This is a genomic window from Streptomyces sp. NBC_00376, from assembly GCF_036077095.1.
Classification (GTDB): Bacteria; Actinomycetota; Actinomycetes; order Streptomycetales; family Streptomycetaceae; genus Streptomyces.
In genome coordinates, this window is the sequence record NZ_CP107960.1 from 4,703,860 (window position 1) to 4,718,883 (window position 15,024).

The 15,024-nt window shown below is 70.8% G+C and carries 14 protein-coding genes; 10 read left to right on the forward strand and 4 right to left on the reverse strand.

Annotation, left to right across the window (positions count from 1 at the left end):
- Nucleotides 1-62: 62 nt before the first annotated feature.
- The gene (locus OG842_RS21310) at nucleotides 63-809 is read left to right on the forward strand and encodes a GntR family transcriptional regulator (protein ID WP_266731727.1); all 747 of its coding nucleotides are present in this window, start codon (nucleotides 63-65) and stop codon (nucleotides 807-809) included.
- 123 nt (nucleotides 810-932) lie between these two features.
- Nucleotides 933-1,583 (forward strand): hypothetical protein, encoded by a 651-nt coding sequence (locus tag OG842_RS21315; RefSeq protein ID WP_266731729.1) that lies wholly within the window; start codon nucleotides 933-935, stop codon nucleotides 1,581-1,583.
- Nucleotides 1,584-1,627: 44 nt separating this feature from the next.
- On the opposite strand, the gene OG842_RS21320 is transcribed toward OG842_RS21315, so the two are convergent.
- A complete protein-coding gene (locus tag OG842_RS21320; RefSeq protein ID WP_266731731.1) occupies nucleotides 1,628-2,389 on the reverse strand; it encodes an SLATT domain-containing protein in 762 nt (253 codons plus the stop codon).
- Nucleotides 2,390-2,746: 357 nt separating this feature from the next.
- Between OG842_RS21320 and OG842_RS21325 the strand changes: the two genes are divergently transcribed.
- From OG842_RS21325 to OG842_RS21335, 3 genes are all read left to right on the forward strand, one after another.
- Nucleotides 2,747-3,082, forward strand: coding sequence for a YbaB/EbfC family nucleoid-associated protein (locus OG842_RS21325; protein ID WP_072487886.1), 336 nt, complete (start codon nucleotides 2,747-2,749; stop codon nucleotides 3,080-3,082).
- Nucleotides 3,083-3,139: 57 nt separating this feature from the next.
- Nucleotides 3,140-3,739, forward strand: a complete 600-nt coding sequence (gene recR, locus OG842_RS21330; RefSeq protein ID WP_266417409.1) for a recombination mediator RecR — start codon at nucleotides 3,140-3,142, stop codon at nucleotides 3,737-3,739.
- 131 nt (nucleotides 3,740-3,870) lie between these two features.
- Nucleotides 3,871-4,530 (forward strand): DUF5063 domain-containing protein, encoded by a 660-nt coding sequence (locus OG842_RS21335; RefSeq protein ID WP_266731732.1) that lies wholly within the window; start codon nucleotides 3,871-3,873, stop codon nucleotides 4,528-4,530.
- 28 nt (nucleotides 4,531-4,558) lie between these two features.
- Here the strand turns inward: OG842_RS21335 and OG842_RS21340 are convergent, their stop codons facing one another.
- Nucleotides 4,559-4,852 (reverse strand): hypothetical protein, encoded by a 294-nt coding sequence (locus tag OG842_RS21340; RefSeq protein ID WP_266731733.1) that lies wholly within the window; start codon nucleotides 4,850-4,852, stop codon nucleotides 4,559-4,561.
- Nucleotides 4,853-5,098: 246 nt separating this feature from the next.
- Here OG842_RS21340 and OG842_RS21345 point away from each other — a divergent pair, with 246 nt between their 5' ends.
- The 5 genes from OG842_RS21345 (at nucleotide 5,099) to OG842_RS21365 (ending at nucleotide 12,046) form a co-directional block, all read left to right on the forward strand.
- Nucleotides 5,099-7,183, forward strand: coding sequence for a LamG domain-containing protein (locus OG842_RS21345; protein ID WP_266731734.1), 2,085 nt, complete (start codon nucleotides 5,099-5,101; stop codon nucleotides 7,181-7,183).
- 219 nt (nucleotides 7,184-7,402) lie between these two features.
- Nucleotides 7,403-8,674 carry an aspartate kinase gene (locus OG842_RS21350; RefSeq protein ID WP_266731735.1) on the forward strand — a complete coding sequence of 424 codons (1,272 nt, stop codon included), beginning with the start codon at nucleotides 7,403-7,405 and terminating at the stop codon, nucleotides 8,672-8,674.
- Nucleotides 8,671-9,735, forward strand: a complete 1,065-nt coding sequence (locus OG842_RS21355; RefSeq protein WP_266731737.1) for an aspartate-semialdehyde dehydrogenase — start codon at nucleotides 8,671-8,673, stop codon at nucleotides 9,733-9,735. Before OG842_RS21350 ends, OG842_RS21355 begins: the two co-directional genes overlap by 4 nt.
- 368 nt (nucleotides 9,736-10,103) lie before the next feature.
- Nucleotides 10,104-10,679 carry a SigE family RNA polymerase sigma factor gene (locus OG842_RS21360; protein WP_266731739.1) on the forward strand — a complete coding sequence of 192 codons (576 nt, stop codon included), beginning with the start codon at nucleotides 10,104-10,106 and terminating at the stop codon, nucleotides 10,677-10,679.
- 131 nt (nucleotides 10,680-10,810) lie between these two features.
- Nucleotides 10,811-12,046, forward strand: a complete 1,236-nt coding sequence (locus tag OG842_RS21365; protein ID WP_323185769.1) for a hypothetical protein — start codon at nucleotides 10,811-10,813, stop codon at nucleotides 12,044-12,046.
- Nucleotides 12,047-12,154: 108 nt separating this feature from the next.
- Here OG842_RS21365 and OG842_RS21370 read toward each other — a convergent pair whose 3' ends face one another.
- Nucleotides 12,155-13,024, reverse strand: coding sequence for an SURF1 family protein (locus OG842_RS21370; protein ID WP_266731741.1), 870 nt, complete (start codon nucleotides 13,022-13,024; stop codon nucleotides 12,155-12,157).
- 68 nt (nucleotides 13,025-13,092) lie between these two features.
- Nucleotides 13,093-14,973, reverse strand: coding sequence for a S9 family peptidase (locus OG842_RS21375; RefSeq protein ID WP_266731743.1), 1,881 nt, complete (start codon nucleotides 14,971-14,973; stop codon nucleotides 13,093-13,095).
- Between the last annotated feature and the right edge of the window lie 51 nt (nucleotides 14,974-15,024).

Below are 15,024 nucleotides of genomic sequence, written 5' to 3' on the forward strand. Positions count from 1 at the left end.
CGGATCCGGGCACAGCGGCCCTGGCTTAAGGTGACCGGAAGCAAAGATCGGGGAGGGGCGCCATGTGCGCGAGCGGAGCTGTGACCCGCAGCACGTTGCGGCAGCAGATCGCGGACGCGCTGCGTGACGAAGTGCTCGCCGGGCGTCTGCAGCCGGGGCGGGAATTCACGGTCAAGCAGATCGCCGAGCAGTACGGCGTCTCGGCCACGCCGGTGCGCGAGGCGCTCTTCGACCTCTCCGCGCAGGGGCTGCTGGAGTCGGACCAGCACCGGGGCTTCCGGGTACGGGAATTCACCGTCGCCGACTACCGGTCGCTGGTCGAGGCCCGCAGCCTGGTCATCGACGGAGTCATCCGCGGGGTCTTCTTCGGCCCCGGGCCCTCGCCCACGCAACTGGCGGGGTACCGGGACTGCCTGGTCTCCGTGCGCCGCAGGGCCCAGGAGGCGGCGCGGGCGGCGCTGGGCGGCGACCTCGACATCCTCATCGGCTACGACCTGCGGTTCTGGCGCGAGCTGGGCGTGCTGGTGGGCAACACCTACATCAACGACTTCCTGCACCGACTGCGCGTCCAGGCCTGGGTGTTCGCGGTGCCGTACCTGCGCCATGACGCAAGGGCCCGGGACTGGCTCTGGCACGGTCATCCGGACCTGGTCGCGGCGATCACCCTCGGCGACCACGACGCGGTGCGCGCGGTGATGGACGACTACAGCGCGCACGCGCTGAACTGGGCGGACCGGCTCGCGGCCGGTGAGCTCGAGCATCCGGGGCGCGGCGGGCCGGAGCCGGTCGCGGGTACGCCGGAGCCGTAGGGCCTGCCTCCTGCCCCTGTCGGTACCGGCCACTGTGCGCAACGCACCCACAGCATTACGCTGTCCCGACCAACCCGAACGTTCCACACGTTCCATGCGCACCCAAGGGGAGAGCGAGACTTCGTGGCCTGTGACCTGTGGCTGGTCCCCCTCGTCGATGTGCTGTGCCACAGCCCCGACAACCCGTTCGCCGAAGAGATAGCCGTCTACGACAAGGCGTTGGGCGAGGCCGGACTGCCGCCCGTTCCCGTGTACGCCTACATGCCGGGCCTGACGGGCGACGTCGCCCCGGTCGCGGGCTTCGACTACGACGCCCTGCACTTCCTGCGCCGCGCCTTCCTGCTCCAGCTAAGTGGCCTCGCCGTCACGCCGATCGGCGAACTGGGCGGGGACTACGAGCAGTTGCTGGAGATGTTCGAGGCGTCGGCCCAGCAGTCCCACCTGGTCTGGCACTACGACCATGCCGGGGCGTACGTCCCGCTGGACTTCGCCGCCCCGCTCTCCAACGACGACCTGCTGGCGGGCGGCGGCCCGCTCGGCTCATCGCACGGGCTGCTGCGGGAGTTGCAGTACGTCGCCCCCTCCATCGGCATCGACCCTGCGAACCCGCCGGCCGCCCCGCTGCCGCCCGCCGCGCCGACCTCCCTGGAGGAACCGGCGGCGCCGATCCCGTACGACGACAGCCCGTTCGCCCGCGAGCGGCACGTCTGGCTGGGCCTGCACGCGGCGGCCACCCGCAGCCTCGCCCAGGGCTCGATGATCATCTTCAGCTGAGGCCGGCAAGGCCCCTGGGGCGCCCCCCCGGGGTCACCGCGAGGTCATCGCGGTGACTCCGGCGGGCGCTGGCGCGGCATGTTCGGCCGGGTCATCGTCTGGAGCGGGAACCGCCCCGACAGCACCCCCTGATCCGGACGCCCGCCGTTCCCCGAGCCCGACGACAGCGCCTGCAGCCCCATCGGCGCGGGCCCGGCCCGGAACTCCACCATCCAGTCCGCGGTCTCGGTGCGCACCAGCTCCATGACGTCCTCCGAGAACCGCCGCAGCACCCCCAGGCACCGTTCGGCCGCCTCGCTGGCCGTCCCCTCGGTCGGGCCGAGCACCTCCCGTACGCACTCCGACGCCCAGTCGAACTGCAGCACTTGGAGGCGCCGCTGCACGGCCTGGGCGGTGGCGAGGTCCCTTATCCAGCCCGAGGTGAGGCCGAAGTACCGGTCGCACGCCATGCACGCGGCGCCCAGCAGCAGCGACAGATAGCCCCAGCCCGCCGCCCCGGGCAGCGCCCCGGTCAGATCGAGCAGCGGCAGCGCGGTGCCCGCGACCGTCCCGAGCGCGGTGCCGATCCGCAGCGCCCTGGCGCCCCGGCGCTTGCGCACCCGGTCGTTCAGGTACCAGTCGGCGGTGCGCAGCGCGTCCGCCTCGACCCAGCGGTACAACTCGTCGAGGCGGTCGGCGGGTTCGCCCCAGTCGCCGAGCGGGAATGGCGTACCGGTCAGATCCCGGCCCCGTGCGCGGGAGTCCGAGCCGGCCGGACCGGGCTCGTTGCGGGGCGGCCCTTCGGGCTGCTTCTCCGGCTGACTCACCGGGTACTCCTCTGCATTCTGCGTAGCGACGCCTGATGTGGCGATGTGTTTCGAGACGGTGGGGTGCTCACTGCTCTCCGGCATGGCCGACTGTCCCGAGTGGGTAACTTTGCGTGACGATCGGTGTGCCTGGGTGTCCTGATGCGTGTGCCCTTCCTACCGCCGAATGGTGGGCTGCGGAGGAGAAAACGCGGTATTCCCGGGTGCGCAGGGCCTGTGATCAGGTATAGGAGCCCGGCAAGGGCTGCCTGAAACTCACTCGAAAGAGTTGCGCGCCAGTGAGTGGGGCGCGCTGCCCGGGGACCACGTAGGCTCGGCTTACCGAAACATTTTGTCGTCGAATTGCCAGGAGTGACCGTGATTCCCGGTGGTGGTCAGCCCAATATGCAGCAACTGCTGCAGCAGGCCCAGAAGATGCAGCAGGATCTCGCCGCGGCCCAGGAGGAACTGGCCAGGACCGAGGTCGAGGGCCAGGCGGGTGGCGGTCTCGTGAAGGCGACCGTGACCGGTTCCGGCGAGCTCCGCAATCTGGTGATCGACCCGAAGGCCGTCGACCCGGAGGACACCGAGACGCTCGCCGACCTCGTCGTCGCCGCGGTCCAGGCGGCGAACGAGAACGCGCAGCAGCTCCAGCAGCAGAAGCTGGGCCCGCTGGCCCAGGGCCTGGGCGGCATGCCCGGCCTCCCCTTCTGACCCGTCCCTTCCGACCGGTCAGGAACAGAAACAGAACAGGAAAGGAAGGCGTTCCCGTTGTACGAAGGCGTGGTTCAGGACCTCATCGACGAGTTGGGCAGGCTGCCCGGCGTCGGTCCCAAGAGCGCGCAGCGGATCGCCTTCCACATCCTGCAGGCCGAGCCGACCGATGTGCGCCGCCTCGCCCATGCCCTCCTGGAGGTCAAGGACAAGGTCCGGTTCTGTTCGGTCTGCGGCAACGTCGCCCAGCAGGAGCAGTGCAACATCTGCCGGGACGCGCGCCGGGACCCGTCGGTGATCTGTGTGGTCGAGGAGCCGAAGGACGTCGTCGCGATCGAGCGGACCCGTGAGTTCCGGGGCCGGTACCACGTGCTCGGCGGCGCGATCAGCCCGATCGAGGGCGTCGGCCCGGACGATCTGCGCATCCGCGAGCTGCTCGCCCGCCTCGCCGACGGCTCGATCACGGAACTGATCCTGGCGACCGACCCCAACCTGGAGGGCGAGGCCACCGCGACGTACCTGGCGCGGATGGTCAAGCCGATGGGCCTGCGGGTCACCAGACTGGCCAGCGGCCTGCCGGTCGGCGGCGACCTGGAGTACGCGGACGAGGTCACCCTGGGCCGCGCCTTCGAGGGGAGGCGCCTGCTCGATGTGTGACGCCTTTACGTCTTCCGATGTTCTTCCCGTGACCGTTTCGAGGGGCGTTCCCGCGACTCACGGCGGCTTTACGTTCAGCGACGCTATGTTCTACTCACCGTTCGCGACCGTGCCCACGGGAGGTCCCCTCGATGTCTGACGCCACGCTGAACTCCGTCACGCAGGACCCTGACGACTTCGCCGTCCAGATCGCCGACCAGATCAAGACGTTCATCGTCGCGGTCACCGAGGTGTCCAAGGTCGAGGAGCCCGAGGAGGCCGTCCCCGTCCTGCTGCTCCAGGTCTCCCAGCTCCTGCTGGCGGGCGGCCGGCTCGGCGCGTACGAGGACATCGTCCCCGACGAGCGCTACGAGCCGGACCTGGGCGCCGAGCCGGACGCCGACGGGCTGCGCGAGCGGTTCGCCGCCCTGCTGGAGCCGATCGACGTCTACTCCGAGGTCTTCGACCCGTACGAGCCCCGCAAGGCCCCGGTCCCGGCCCGGATCTCGGACGACCTGGCCGACCTGGTCACCGACCTGCGCCACGGCCTGGCCCACTACGAGGAGGACCGCACCACCGAGGCGCTGTGGTGGTGGCAGTTCTCCTACTTCTCCAACTGGGGCTCCACCGCCTCCGCCACCCTGCGCGCCCTCCAGTCCCTGATCGCCCACATCCGCCTCAACCAGCCCCTCCAGGAGCTGGACGGCCTGGACACCGACACGGAGACCCTCGACGACGACCTCGCCGAGGAGGCCGGCCGGGTGATGGCCGAGGAGATCGCGGGACCGCTGGGGCTGCGGCCGGTGCAGTAGACGCCGCCGTCGCTGCCTCAAGGCTCTCTCAGCCCCCGTCGCACCGCAGGTCGCCGTCGCGCATGTAGCCCAGCGGTGCGCCGTCGTCCGTACGCGACACGCGCCACAGCTCGTCCGCGCCCTGTCGGGTGGCATTCACCGGAATACCCGGGTCCAGGTAGCCGACGATGTCGGACGGTGTCGGGACAGGGTTGGCGCCCGCGTAGACCGGGGCGTCGGCATGGGTGGCGAAGCAGGCGGAGCCCGCGTGGGCGGGGGACGCGGTCAGGGGTACGGCGGACAGCGCCAGGAGCAGCGGGAGCACACGGAGCGGCTTGCGCATGGGCGGGGGACCTCCGGGGGCGGACCAGGGGGCTCCGGTTCACCGTAGGCGCGGTGAGCCACCCGGCGACGGACTTCCTGCGGCGTGTGGAAAATGCCGGCGGTATTGTCCGTGCCTGCTGTTAGCCTCCCCCAGCCCGTGACAGCCACGGGTATCGCAGGGGAGGGGACCGAAAGCATGGCAAGAGGGACGAGAACCCGGAGAGCCAGGTGGCTCGGAGCGCTGGCGGTCGGGGTTGCCGCGGTGATGGCCGCACCCGGCGCAGCCGTGGCCGTGGACAATCTGCCGCCGCTCCAGCCGGTCGCCGCAGATCTGAACACCGAGTCGGAGCCATGTGCCGCGGGGGAGGGCCGCCCATACGTACCGGCGGCGCCGCGGGTGACCGCAGTGCTGAACGACCCGGTGGAGGACGACGTTCCTGGGGAGGGGAACCTCGTCGACGCCGAGTTCGAGGTGTGGTGGAAGGACGCGAGCGGAACCGAGCAGCGCCGGAGATACAGCCCCGTGGGGCTTCTGCCCTCAGGGGCGCGCGCGGGGTGGCAGTTGCCCTCCGACCTTCCGCCGTGGACGGTGATCTCCTGGCGGGTGCGGGCCGACGACGGCAAGGCCGTCTCGCCGTGGAGCGCGGCCGACGACAGCGGAGCGGGCTGTGAGTTCGTGATCGACGACGAGAGCCCGGCGAAGCCCACGGTCGTCTCGGCCGAGTATCCGGAGGATGTGTTCTGGTCGGACGGTGTCGGGGTCTACGGGACGTTCCGTTTCGATTCGCCGTCCGATGACGTCGTCGGCTACACGTACCGCTTTCTCGGCGGTTCGAACGAGACGGTGAAAGCGGACGGGCCGGACGGTTCGGCGGAGATCCGCTTCATGCCGACGTCGTCGGGGTCCGGCAGGGTCGAGGTGTATGCGAGCGACCGCTCGGGGCGCCGCAGCCCGAGCACGACCTACGACTTCTTCGTGAAGGAGGGGCGCGCCCCGGTCGGGCAGTGGAAGCTGTCCGACCCGGCCGGTTCCACGTCCGCCGAAGCGACCTCGGGGCCCGCGGCCCGTGCCGGAGCGGGGGTCGCCTTCGGCGGGCCGGCGCCTTCGGGCACCTCGGTGACGTCCACGGCGACGCTGGACGGGACGGGGTACGGCTTCCTGACACCTGCGGCACCGGTCGTCGGGGCGGGAAAGACCTTCGCGGTCGGCGGATGGGTCCGGCCCGCGGCGTTGGACCATGACATGACGATCACCAGCCAGGACGCGGGTACCGCTGCCGGCTTCACTCTCGGGGTCCGGACCGGCGACGGTGAGCCGGTCTGGTCGTTCGGCACCGGCGGCGCGCGTGTCCAGGGGGGCCGCCCGGAGACCGGTGAATGGGCGTATGTGCTCGGACTGTACGACGCCGAGACGGGGCTGGCGCACCTGTACGTGAACGGGCAGGAGGCGGGCATCGCCACCGAGGCCACGCCTTCGACGGTCACCGGTGACTTCCAGATCGGCCGGGCTCGCGGCAAGAACGGCTACCGGGATCGCTGGCAGGGCGAGATCGGTGACGTCCGTGCGTACGACCGGGTCGTCGTTCCCGCGGAGGTGGCGCAGCTTGCCCGCCGTATCCCGCAGGAGCGGGGGCACTGGGCCCTGGAGACCGGGCCCGGAGGCCTGAGCCCGGAGGTCCACGGTGGTGCGCCGCTGAAGCTCGCGGCGGGTGCTTCGATCTACAACGTGCCGGCCGATGCCTGCGACCCGGCTGCCGACCCGGAGTGCGAACCGGTCGCGGGCCGGGACCCGCTCGTGGGCGAAGGGCACCTGGAACTCGACGGGGCCGGTGGTTACGCCGCGACGGACAGCCCGGTCGTCGACACCGGCGACAGCTTCACCATCGGTGCGGTGGTCCGCTTCGCGGACCGGGAGCCCGCGCATCCCATGACCGTGCTCTCGCAGGGCGGTGAGCACGGCGACGCGTTCAAGGTGCGGTACGTGCCCGCGACGCACACGTTCGAGCTCGTGATGAGCCATGCGGATGCGCAGGGGGCGGAGGAGACGGTGACCGGACGCAAGCAGATGCCCAACAACGCTGTATCGCGGGGGAACAAGATCGCGGTCGTGTACGACGACGGTTCGGACCGGATCACTCTGTATGTGGACGGACAGGCAAGCGCCGGCGCGGCCTTCCACTCGGCCTGGACGAGCACCGGCGGCCTCCAGGTGGGGCGCAGCCGCACGGCCGACGGGTGGGGCGAGTACCTGCACGGTTCGGTCGACGAGGTGCAGGTCTACTCCGGGGCGTTGAGCGAGCGAGCCGTGGCGATGCTCGGGCACGGCGTGGAGCCCTGCCTCGGCTGCTGACCGTGTTCCATCATGTGGCTCAGCGCTCATGTGTGTGCTGGGCCACATAATGGAGTGGTGAGCCGATCGGCGGGCAGCAACCCCGTACGAGCGGTCCGGAGCGACACGCCGATGATCACGTGCTGAGCGGGACATCTCACCATGTGGTATCAGCGGGGCGATTCCGGACTGCTCGTTAAACTGAGCCGACCGCAGTAATGGACTGAGCGAGGAGCGCACGTGGGCCTTGTCGTGCAGAAGTACGGAGGCTCCTCCGTAGCCGATGCCGAAGGCATCAAGCGCGTCGCCAAGCGAATCGTCGATGCCAAGAAGAACGGCAACCAGGTGGTTGTCGTGGTGTCAGCGATGGGCGACACGACGGACGAGTTGATCGATCTCGCCGAGCAGGTATCCCCGATCCCTGCCGGGCGTGAGTTCGACATGCTGCTGACCGCCGGGGAGCGGATCTCCATGGCCCTGCTGGCGATGGCGATCAAAAACCTGGGCCACGAGGCCCAGTCGTTCACCGGTAGCCAGGCAGGCGTCATCACCGACTCGGTCCACAACAAAGCGCGCATCATCGATGTGACGCCGGGCCGTATCCGTACGGCGCTGGACGAGGGGAACATCGCGATCGTCGCGGGGTTCCAGGGTGTGTCCCAGGACAAGAAGGACATCACCACCCTCGGCCGCGGCGGGTCCGACACCACCGCCGTCGCGCTCGCGGCCGCGCTGGACGCCGAGGTCTGTGAGATCTACACCGATGTGGACGGTGTCTTCACCGCCGACCCGCGGGTCGTGAAGAAGGCCCGGAAGATCGACTGGATCTCCTTCGAGGACATGCTGGAGCTGGCCGCGTCCGGCTCCAAGGTGCTGCTGCACCGGTGCGTGGAGTACGCACGCCGCTACAACATTCCGATCCACGTCCGCTCGTCCTTCTCCGGACTGCGCGGAACCTGGGTCAGCAACGAGCCGCAAGGGGACCAGAAGGTGGAGCACGCGATCATCTCCGGAGTCGCCCATGACGTCTCCGAGGCCAAGATCACCGTCGTCGGCGTGCCCGACAAGCCGGGCGAGGCCGCCGCGATCTTCCGCACCATCGCGAACGCGGAGATCAACATCGACATGGTGGTGCAGAACGTCTCCGCCGCGTCGACCGGTCTGACCGACATCTCGTTCACGCTGCCGAAGGCCGAGGGCCGCAAGGCCATCGACGCACTGGAGCGCAACCGCGGCACCATCGGCTTCGAGTCGCTGCGCTACGACGACCAGATCGCGAAGATCTCCCTGGTCGGCGCCGGCATGAAGACCAACCCGGGAGTCACGGCGGGCTTCTTCGAGGCGCTGTCGGACGCCGGTGTGAACATCGAGCTGATCTCGACGTCCGAGATCCGCATCTCGGTGGTCACCCGCGCCGACGACGTCATGGAGGCCGTGCGCGCCGTGCACACCGCCTTCGGTCTGGACAGCGACTCCGACGAAGCCGTCGTCTACGGGGGCACCGGCCGATGACCGCGCGCCGTCCTTCGCTCGCGGTCGTCGGAGCGACCGGGGCGATCGGCGGCGTCATGCTCCAGATCCTTTCGCAGCACGCGGATGTCTGGGGCGAGGTGAAGCTGATCGCCTCGCCGCGCTCGGCCGGCCGCAAGCTGGTCGTGCGCGGCGAGGAGAGCGAGGTCCTCCAGCTCACCGAGGAGGTCTTCGACGACGTCGACGTGGCGCTCTTCCTGGTGCCCGACGAGGTCTCCGCGCAGTGGGCGCCGATCGCCGCCGCCAAGGGCACGGTCGTCATCGACGACTCGGCCGCGTTCCGGCTGGACGCGGACGTTCCGCTGGTGGTGCCCGAGATCAATCCGCACGCCGCACGGATCCGGCCACGCGGCATCGTCGCGAGCCCGAACTGCACGACGCTCGCACTGATCGTCGCGGTCGGAGCGCTGCACGCCGAATTCGGCGTACGGGAACTGGTCGTCTCCTCGTACCAGGCGGTGAGCGGGGCGGGCCGGGACGGTGTCGCCGCGCTGCGCGAACAGCTGTCGATGGTCGCCGGTACGGAACTGGGCACGAAGCCGGGGGACGTGCGCAGGGCCCTGGGGGATGCGGAAGGCAGCCCCTTCGCCGCCCCGGTCGCCCTCAACGTGGTGCCCTGGGCCGGGACCGAGGCCGGGGACGGCTGGTCCTCGGAGGAGATGGCGATCCGCGAGGAGTGCCGCAAGATCCTGGACCTGCCGGGCCTGCGGATCGCGGCGACCTGTGTGTACGTACCCGTCATCGCGACGCACTCGATGTCCGTGCATGCCCGGTTCGAGAACGAGATCGAGGTCGACCGGGCCAACGAGATCCTGGCGACGGCACCGGGCGTGGTGCTGTACGACAGCCCGGCGGCGGGGGACTTCCCGACACCGTCCGACGTCGTCGGCACCGATCCGACCTGGGTCGGACGAGTGCGCAGGTCACTGGACGATCCCCGGGGTCTGGAACTCTTCGTCTGCGGCGACAACCTCCGCAAGGGGGCGGCGTTGAACGTGGCACAGATCGCCGAATCGGTGGCCGCGGAGTTCCCCCGGTCCTGATCGAACCGATTTTGTACTCTCTGTGAACGTCCTGTGAGTAAGTTGAAGGTCTCAACCTCTTGAGATGGGGTGTCGGGGTATCCGACGATGACTTTCGGCCTGCTGCAACCGCCGACCGGGGACTGCGCGTCTATGCGGTCACCTCTGGCGCGGCGGGGGGAACGATTCGGGGCAGTCGGGGTGTTCGGGGAAGTGCAGGTACGTATGAGGGCATGTCGCACGGCGGTGAACGTGGTGCCGCGCGCGTACAACCCTGATGGGGGGAAACGTGTCCAACTGGCGTGGCAGAGGTTCTCGAAATCACAGTGGTGGGCCCCTTGCGCGGCGCTTCGGTTCGCCCGCTCCGACGGCCCCGCGCGCCCGGCGGTATGCCGGTGATCGCGCCCATGCCCGCTGCGCGTTCCGCACGGCTGCCCGCGCAGCGCGAGGGCGCTGAGGAGAGCGTGGCTGCCGGAACCACGGTCGACCATCTCACCGAGACCTACCGCGCCCACTACCGATCGCTGCTCGGCCTCGCGGCCCTGCTCCTGGACGACACGGCCTCGTGCGAGGACGTGGTGCAGGAGGCGTTCATCCGGGTGCACTCGGCGCGCAACCGCGTACGGGACCCGGAGAAGACGCTCGCGTATCTGCGCCAGACCGTCGTCAACCTCTCGCGTTCCGCGCTGCGCCGCCGCATCCTCGGGCTGAAGCTGCTCTCCAAGCCCATGCCGGACATGGCGAGCGCGGAGGAGGGCGCGTACGACCAGCTGGAGCGGGACGCGCTGATCAAGGCGATGCGGGGGCTGCAACGGCGCCAGCGGGAAGTGCTGGTGCTGCGTTACTTCGCGGACATGACGGAGGTTCAGGTGGCCGAGACGCTCGGGATATCCCTGGGCTCGGTCAAGGCCTACGGATCCCGCGGGATCGCGGCGCTGCGCGTCGTGATGGAGGCGCAGAAGTGAGCCGGCGCGATTACGAGAACGGCCCCGAAGGCGAGAACGGCCCCGAAGGCGCGAGCGGCCCCGCAGATGCGAGCGGCTCCGAACGGGAGCATCGGCGTGAGCGTCGGAATGACCGGACTGGAAACGGAATTGTGAACCACGACCCTGGAACGGCTGGGGCGGCTGAGGCGGCTGGAGCTGACGGGGCGGCGGAGGCCGCTGAGACCACCAGGACCGCCGAGACTGCCGAGGCTGCGGAGACCGCTGAGCTCGGCAGTCTGAGCAGCCTCTTCGGCTCGGGGCTCGGCTCGGGACTCGGCCCGGACAGCGGCCCGGGTGCCGGTCCGGACGTCGGTGACGGTTGGGATCTCGACGAGGTCGCACTGCGTCGCATGCTGCACGGGGCCGTCCGGAACATCGAGCCCAGCGACGGCACGCTCGACCATCTGCAACGCGCGGTTCCCGTCCGGCGCGCCAAGCGACGCCAGGCCGTAGTCGGACTGGCGGCCGCGGCGCTGCTCATCGGCACCGCGGTACCCGCCTTCGTCCATGTCGCGAACTCCGACGGTTCGAACGCCGCCAACCCCGCGATAGCCGGGCACGGCGAGCAGGCGCAGGGCGGCAACGGCGCCGACGTCGACTCGCAGTCCGGCGGCGAGGCCGGCAGCGGCAACACCGACGGGCAGGCCGACGGTGGTCCGGGCCGGCCCAGCAGCACGAGCAGCCCCTCCGACAGCCGCGGCCAGGGCGCCGACGGCCACCTGTCGGGCGGGGTCGCCGATCCGTCCGGCTCGCAGATGGCGGCGATGCCGGCGTGCAACCCGGAACAGCTCGGTGTCGCCTCGGCCGAGACCGGTGCGGCCGGTGCGGACGGAACGGTCTACGGCACCTTCCGGATCGCCAATGTCTCCGGCACGGAATGCTCGGTGAGCAGCGGCGGCAGCGTGGGGTTCCAGGCGATGGGCGCGGCCGATCCGGCGAGGATCGCGGTCGTCCAGCACACCGCGGGTGACGCGGCGGCCGGACTGCCCGACCCTTCGCAGGAGCAGGGGACGGTGCTGCTGAAGCCGTCCATGGCGTACGAGGTGAAGTTCGCCTGGGTGCCGAGGGACACCTGCCCGACCGTCGGAGGCTCGCCGAGCCCGACGCCGACCGACGACGCGGGCGGTGCGAGCGGCGCGGCGGCCGCCGGAGCCGGTACGGGAAGCGCGGACGGGACGTCGGGGACGGAGACGCAGTTCGGCAGCGAGGACGGCGGCGGGACGCAGGACGGCAGCGTCGCGGTGATGCACACGCCGGAGCCCGGGGCGCCGGTCGCCGAGACGAAGATCGCCAACGCCTGCTCGGGCACGATCTACCGGACCGGGGTGCTCGCTCCCGCGATGTGACGCGGTATGGCCCATGACGTAGACGTTTACGACGAGGGGCCCGCCGGATCGACGATCGATCCGGCGGGCCCCTCGTCGTACGTGCCTGCGTCTGTGCCTGCGTGTGCCTCAGGCCGTTCCGGAGCCCACAGCGTCCTTGCTCCTGCCCTTGCCGGACTCGGCTTCCGTTTCCGTTTCCTCTTCCTCGACGAGGCCCAGTTGCAGATCGCGCGCGGCTTCGGCCTCGCGGCGGACCAGCCGGAACCACATGAAGAGCACGAACCCGGCGAAGACGAACCACTCGCCGGTGTAGCCGAGATTCTGGAACGCCTTCAGGTCGAGCCCGGTGCCCTGCGCCGCGGCGGCGGGCACGGGACGCAGCGCGCCAGCCGCCTTGTCCCCGGAGCCGGAGCCGGTGCCGGAGTCGGCGCCCGTGTCCTGGAGCGTCACCCATGCGTCGTAGACGTCGTACGGGACGAGGTTGATCAGCGACGCCGCGCTGATCATGCCCAGCTGGCCGTCGGGAAGCCCGCCCGCCGTGTCGACACCCGCGGTGCCGGCGTTCTCGGACGCCTGGAGGTCGCCGGTCACCGTGACCTCGCCGGTCGGTGCGGCGGGCACGGCGGTGCTGCCGGGCTCGCCGGGCAGCCAGCCGCGCACCACGGGCAGCGCCTTGCCGCTGTCCGTACGGAGCATGTTCAGGACGTAGAAGCCGCTCTTGTCGTCCAACTTCCGTCCGGGCACCAGGAACTGGTCGGCGTACCGGCCGGTGGCGGTGGCGGGGCGGCCGGAGGTCACCGTGTCGACGGGCAGGAGCTCGTCGATCGGCTTGGCGGGCCTCGTGCCGGGGGCCGGCTGCTTCTCGGCGGCGTCGTGCGTCTGCACGCGGTCCTCGAAGCGGCCGAGCTGCCAGGTGCCCATGAACACGCAGAACGGGATGGCCAGCACGACGAAGAGGTTGATCCCCCACCATCGCGGGGTCAGCAGGAACCGGTACACCCCTCCACCGTACGGTCCCCGCTCCGGTCGCCCGGAGCGGGGGGCCGACCGAGGGCCGGGCCTGTCCGCTACGAGCCGGACGGGTCCGTCCCCGCGGCCAGGTGGCGCCGGGCGAAGTCCAGCTCCAGGCGGACCTGCTTGATCCGCTCCTCCACGACGAGCGAGCCGTGGCCCGCGTCGTACCGGTACACCTCGTGCACCGCGTCCCGGTCCTTCAGCCGCTCGACGTAGTTCTCGACCTGGCGGATCGGGCAGCGCGGGTCGTTGACGCCCGCCGAGATGTAGACCGGCGCCCGGACCGCGTCGACGTACGTCAGCGGGGACGACGCCTCGAAACGCTCCGGGACCTCCTCCGGCGTACCGCCCAGCAGCGTGCGGTCCATCGCCTTCAGGTTCTCCATCTCGTCGTGGTACGCCGTGACGTAGTCGGCGACCGGGACCGCCGCCAGGCCGAGGGCCCAGTCGTCCGGCTGCGTGCCGAGGCCGAGCAGGGTCAGATAGCCGCCCCAGGAGCCCCCGGCCAGGACCAGCTTCTCCGGATCCGCGAGGCCGGACTTGACCGCCCACTCCCGTACCGCGGCGATGTCCTCCAGCTCGATCAGGCCGACCCGGTGCTTGAGCGCGTCCGTCCAGGCGCGGCCGTATCCGGTGGAACCGCGGTAGTTGACCCGGACGACCGCGTAGCCGTGGTCCACCCAGGCGGCGGGGCCGGAGGCGAAGGCGTCGCTGTCGTGCCAGGTCGGGCCGCCGTGGATCTCGAAGACGGTGGGGAACGGCCCCTGAGCCGCGGCGGCGGGCCGCTGGACGAGAGCGTGGACGCGGCCCCCGGGCCCGTCCACCCACACGTCCTCCACCGGAACGGAAGCCGGGGCCTTCGCGCCGGGCGGGTCGAGCACCACCGCACCCGACGTGGACCGGACGACGGGCGGCTGCTCGGCCGAGGACCACAGGTACTCCACCGTGCCGTCCGGCCGGGCCGTGGCACCTGACACCGAACCCGCAGGCGTCTCCACCCGGACGAGCGCGCCGCCCGCCTCCGGCTCGTACCGCCACAGCTCGCTGCGGGCCTCGAATTCGTGCACGACCAGCAGCGCGGAGGCGTCCGGATACCACTCGGCGACCACATCGCCGGGCAGATCGATCGCGAGCTCCGTCTCCACGCCGGTCGTCGGGTCCCAGATCATCGGCTCCCAGCGGCCCCGCCGCTGGTGCCCGACCAGAAGCCTCGGGTCCCCGGCGACGGGGGCGAAGCCCAGCACGGACAGGCCCAGCTCCTTCGTGCCGCCCTCGGTGTCGTCCAGCTCGGCGACCGTCGTCCCGTCCGGGCGCACCACGCGCAGCGCGGAGTGCATCGCATCGCCGTGCTCGGTGTGCTCCAGGGCGATCAGCGTCCCGTCATGACTGAGGTCGCCGACGCCCGCCGACTCGCGGTGCCGGTAGATCTCCACGGGAGCCGCGCCGGGCCGCACGACGTGGACCGTCGTCCCTTCCTCGTCGGTCGAGCGGCCGGCCACCGCCGTGCCGTCCCGCCCGATCGCGAGCCCGGCCGGGTACGAAGGGGCGAGACCGGGCATCGCCGGCTCGTCACCCGGCTGCCCGTCCTCGCCGCCGTGGAACGGCTGGTGCATCCACACCCCGAACTCGTCGCCATCGGTGTCGTCGAACCACCAGACCGACTCCCCGCCGGGCGTCAGCAACCCGTCCGTCGTGCCGTTCGGCCGGTCGGTCACCTGGCGCTGCGCGCCGGTGGCGCGGTCCCACGCGTACAGCTCGTACGTCCCCGTGGCGTTGGAGACGAACAGCGCACGGTCGGGTGCGTCCTCCGCCCAGTCGGGCAACGACACCCGGGGCGCCCGGAAGCGCTGCTCCCACTTCGGTGCGGAAGCGGCCGCCGCAGCAGTGGGGCCCGGAGCGGAAGGGGCCGTCGTCGAGCCAGTGATCTCAGTCATGCCCCCCATTCTGCGTCGGAACACCGACAATTCGTTCGCGTCGTCCTCAGC

Bases quoted from the DNA above. Each gene is read 5' to 3' on its own strand.
- OG842_RS21345 (WP_266731734.1), top strand. From the start codon at position 5,099: ATGGCCGCACCCGGCGCAGCCGTGGCCGTGGACAATCTGCCGCCGCTC.
- OG842_RS21375 (WP_266731743.1), bottom strand. From the start codon at position 14,973: ATGACTGAGATCACTGGCTCGACGACGGCCCCTTCCGCTCCGGGCCCC.
- OG842_RS21360 (WP_266731739.1), top strand. From the start codon at position 10,104: ATGCCGGTGATCGCGCCCATGCCCGCTGCGCGTTCCGCACGGCTGCCC.
- OG842_RS21335 (WP_266731732.1), top strand. From the start codon at position 3,871: ATGTCTGACGCCACGCTGAACTCCGTCACGCAGGACCCTGACGACTTC.
- OG842_RS21340 (WP_266731733.1), bottom strand. From the start codon at position 4,852: ATGCGCAAGCCGCTCCGTGTGCTCCCGCTGCTCCTGGCGCTGTCCGCC.
- OG842_RS21310 (WP_266731727.1), top strand. From the start codon at position 63: ATGTGCGCGAGCGGAGCTGTGACCCGCAGCACGTTGCGGCAGCAGATC.
- OG842_RS21355 (WP_266731737.1), top strand. From the start codon at position 8,671: ATGACCGCGCGCCGTCCTTCGCTCGCGGTCGTCGGAGCGACCGGGGCG.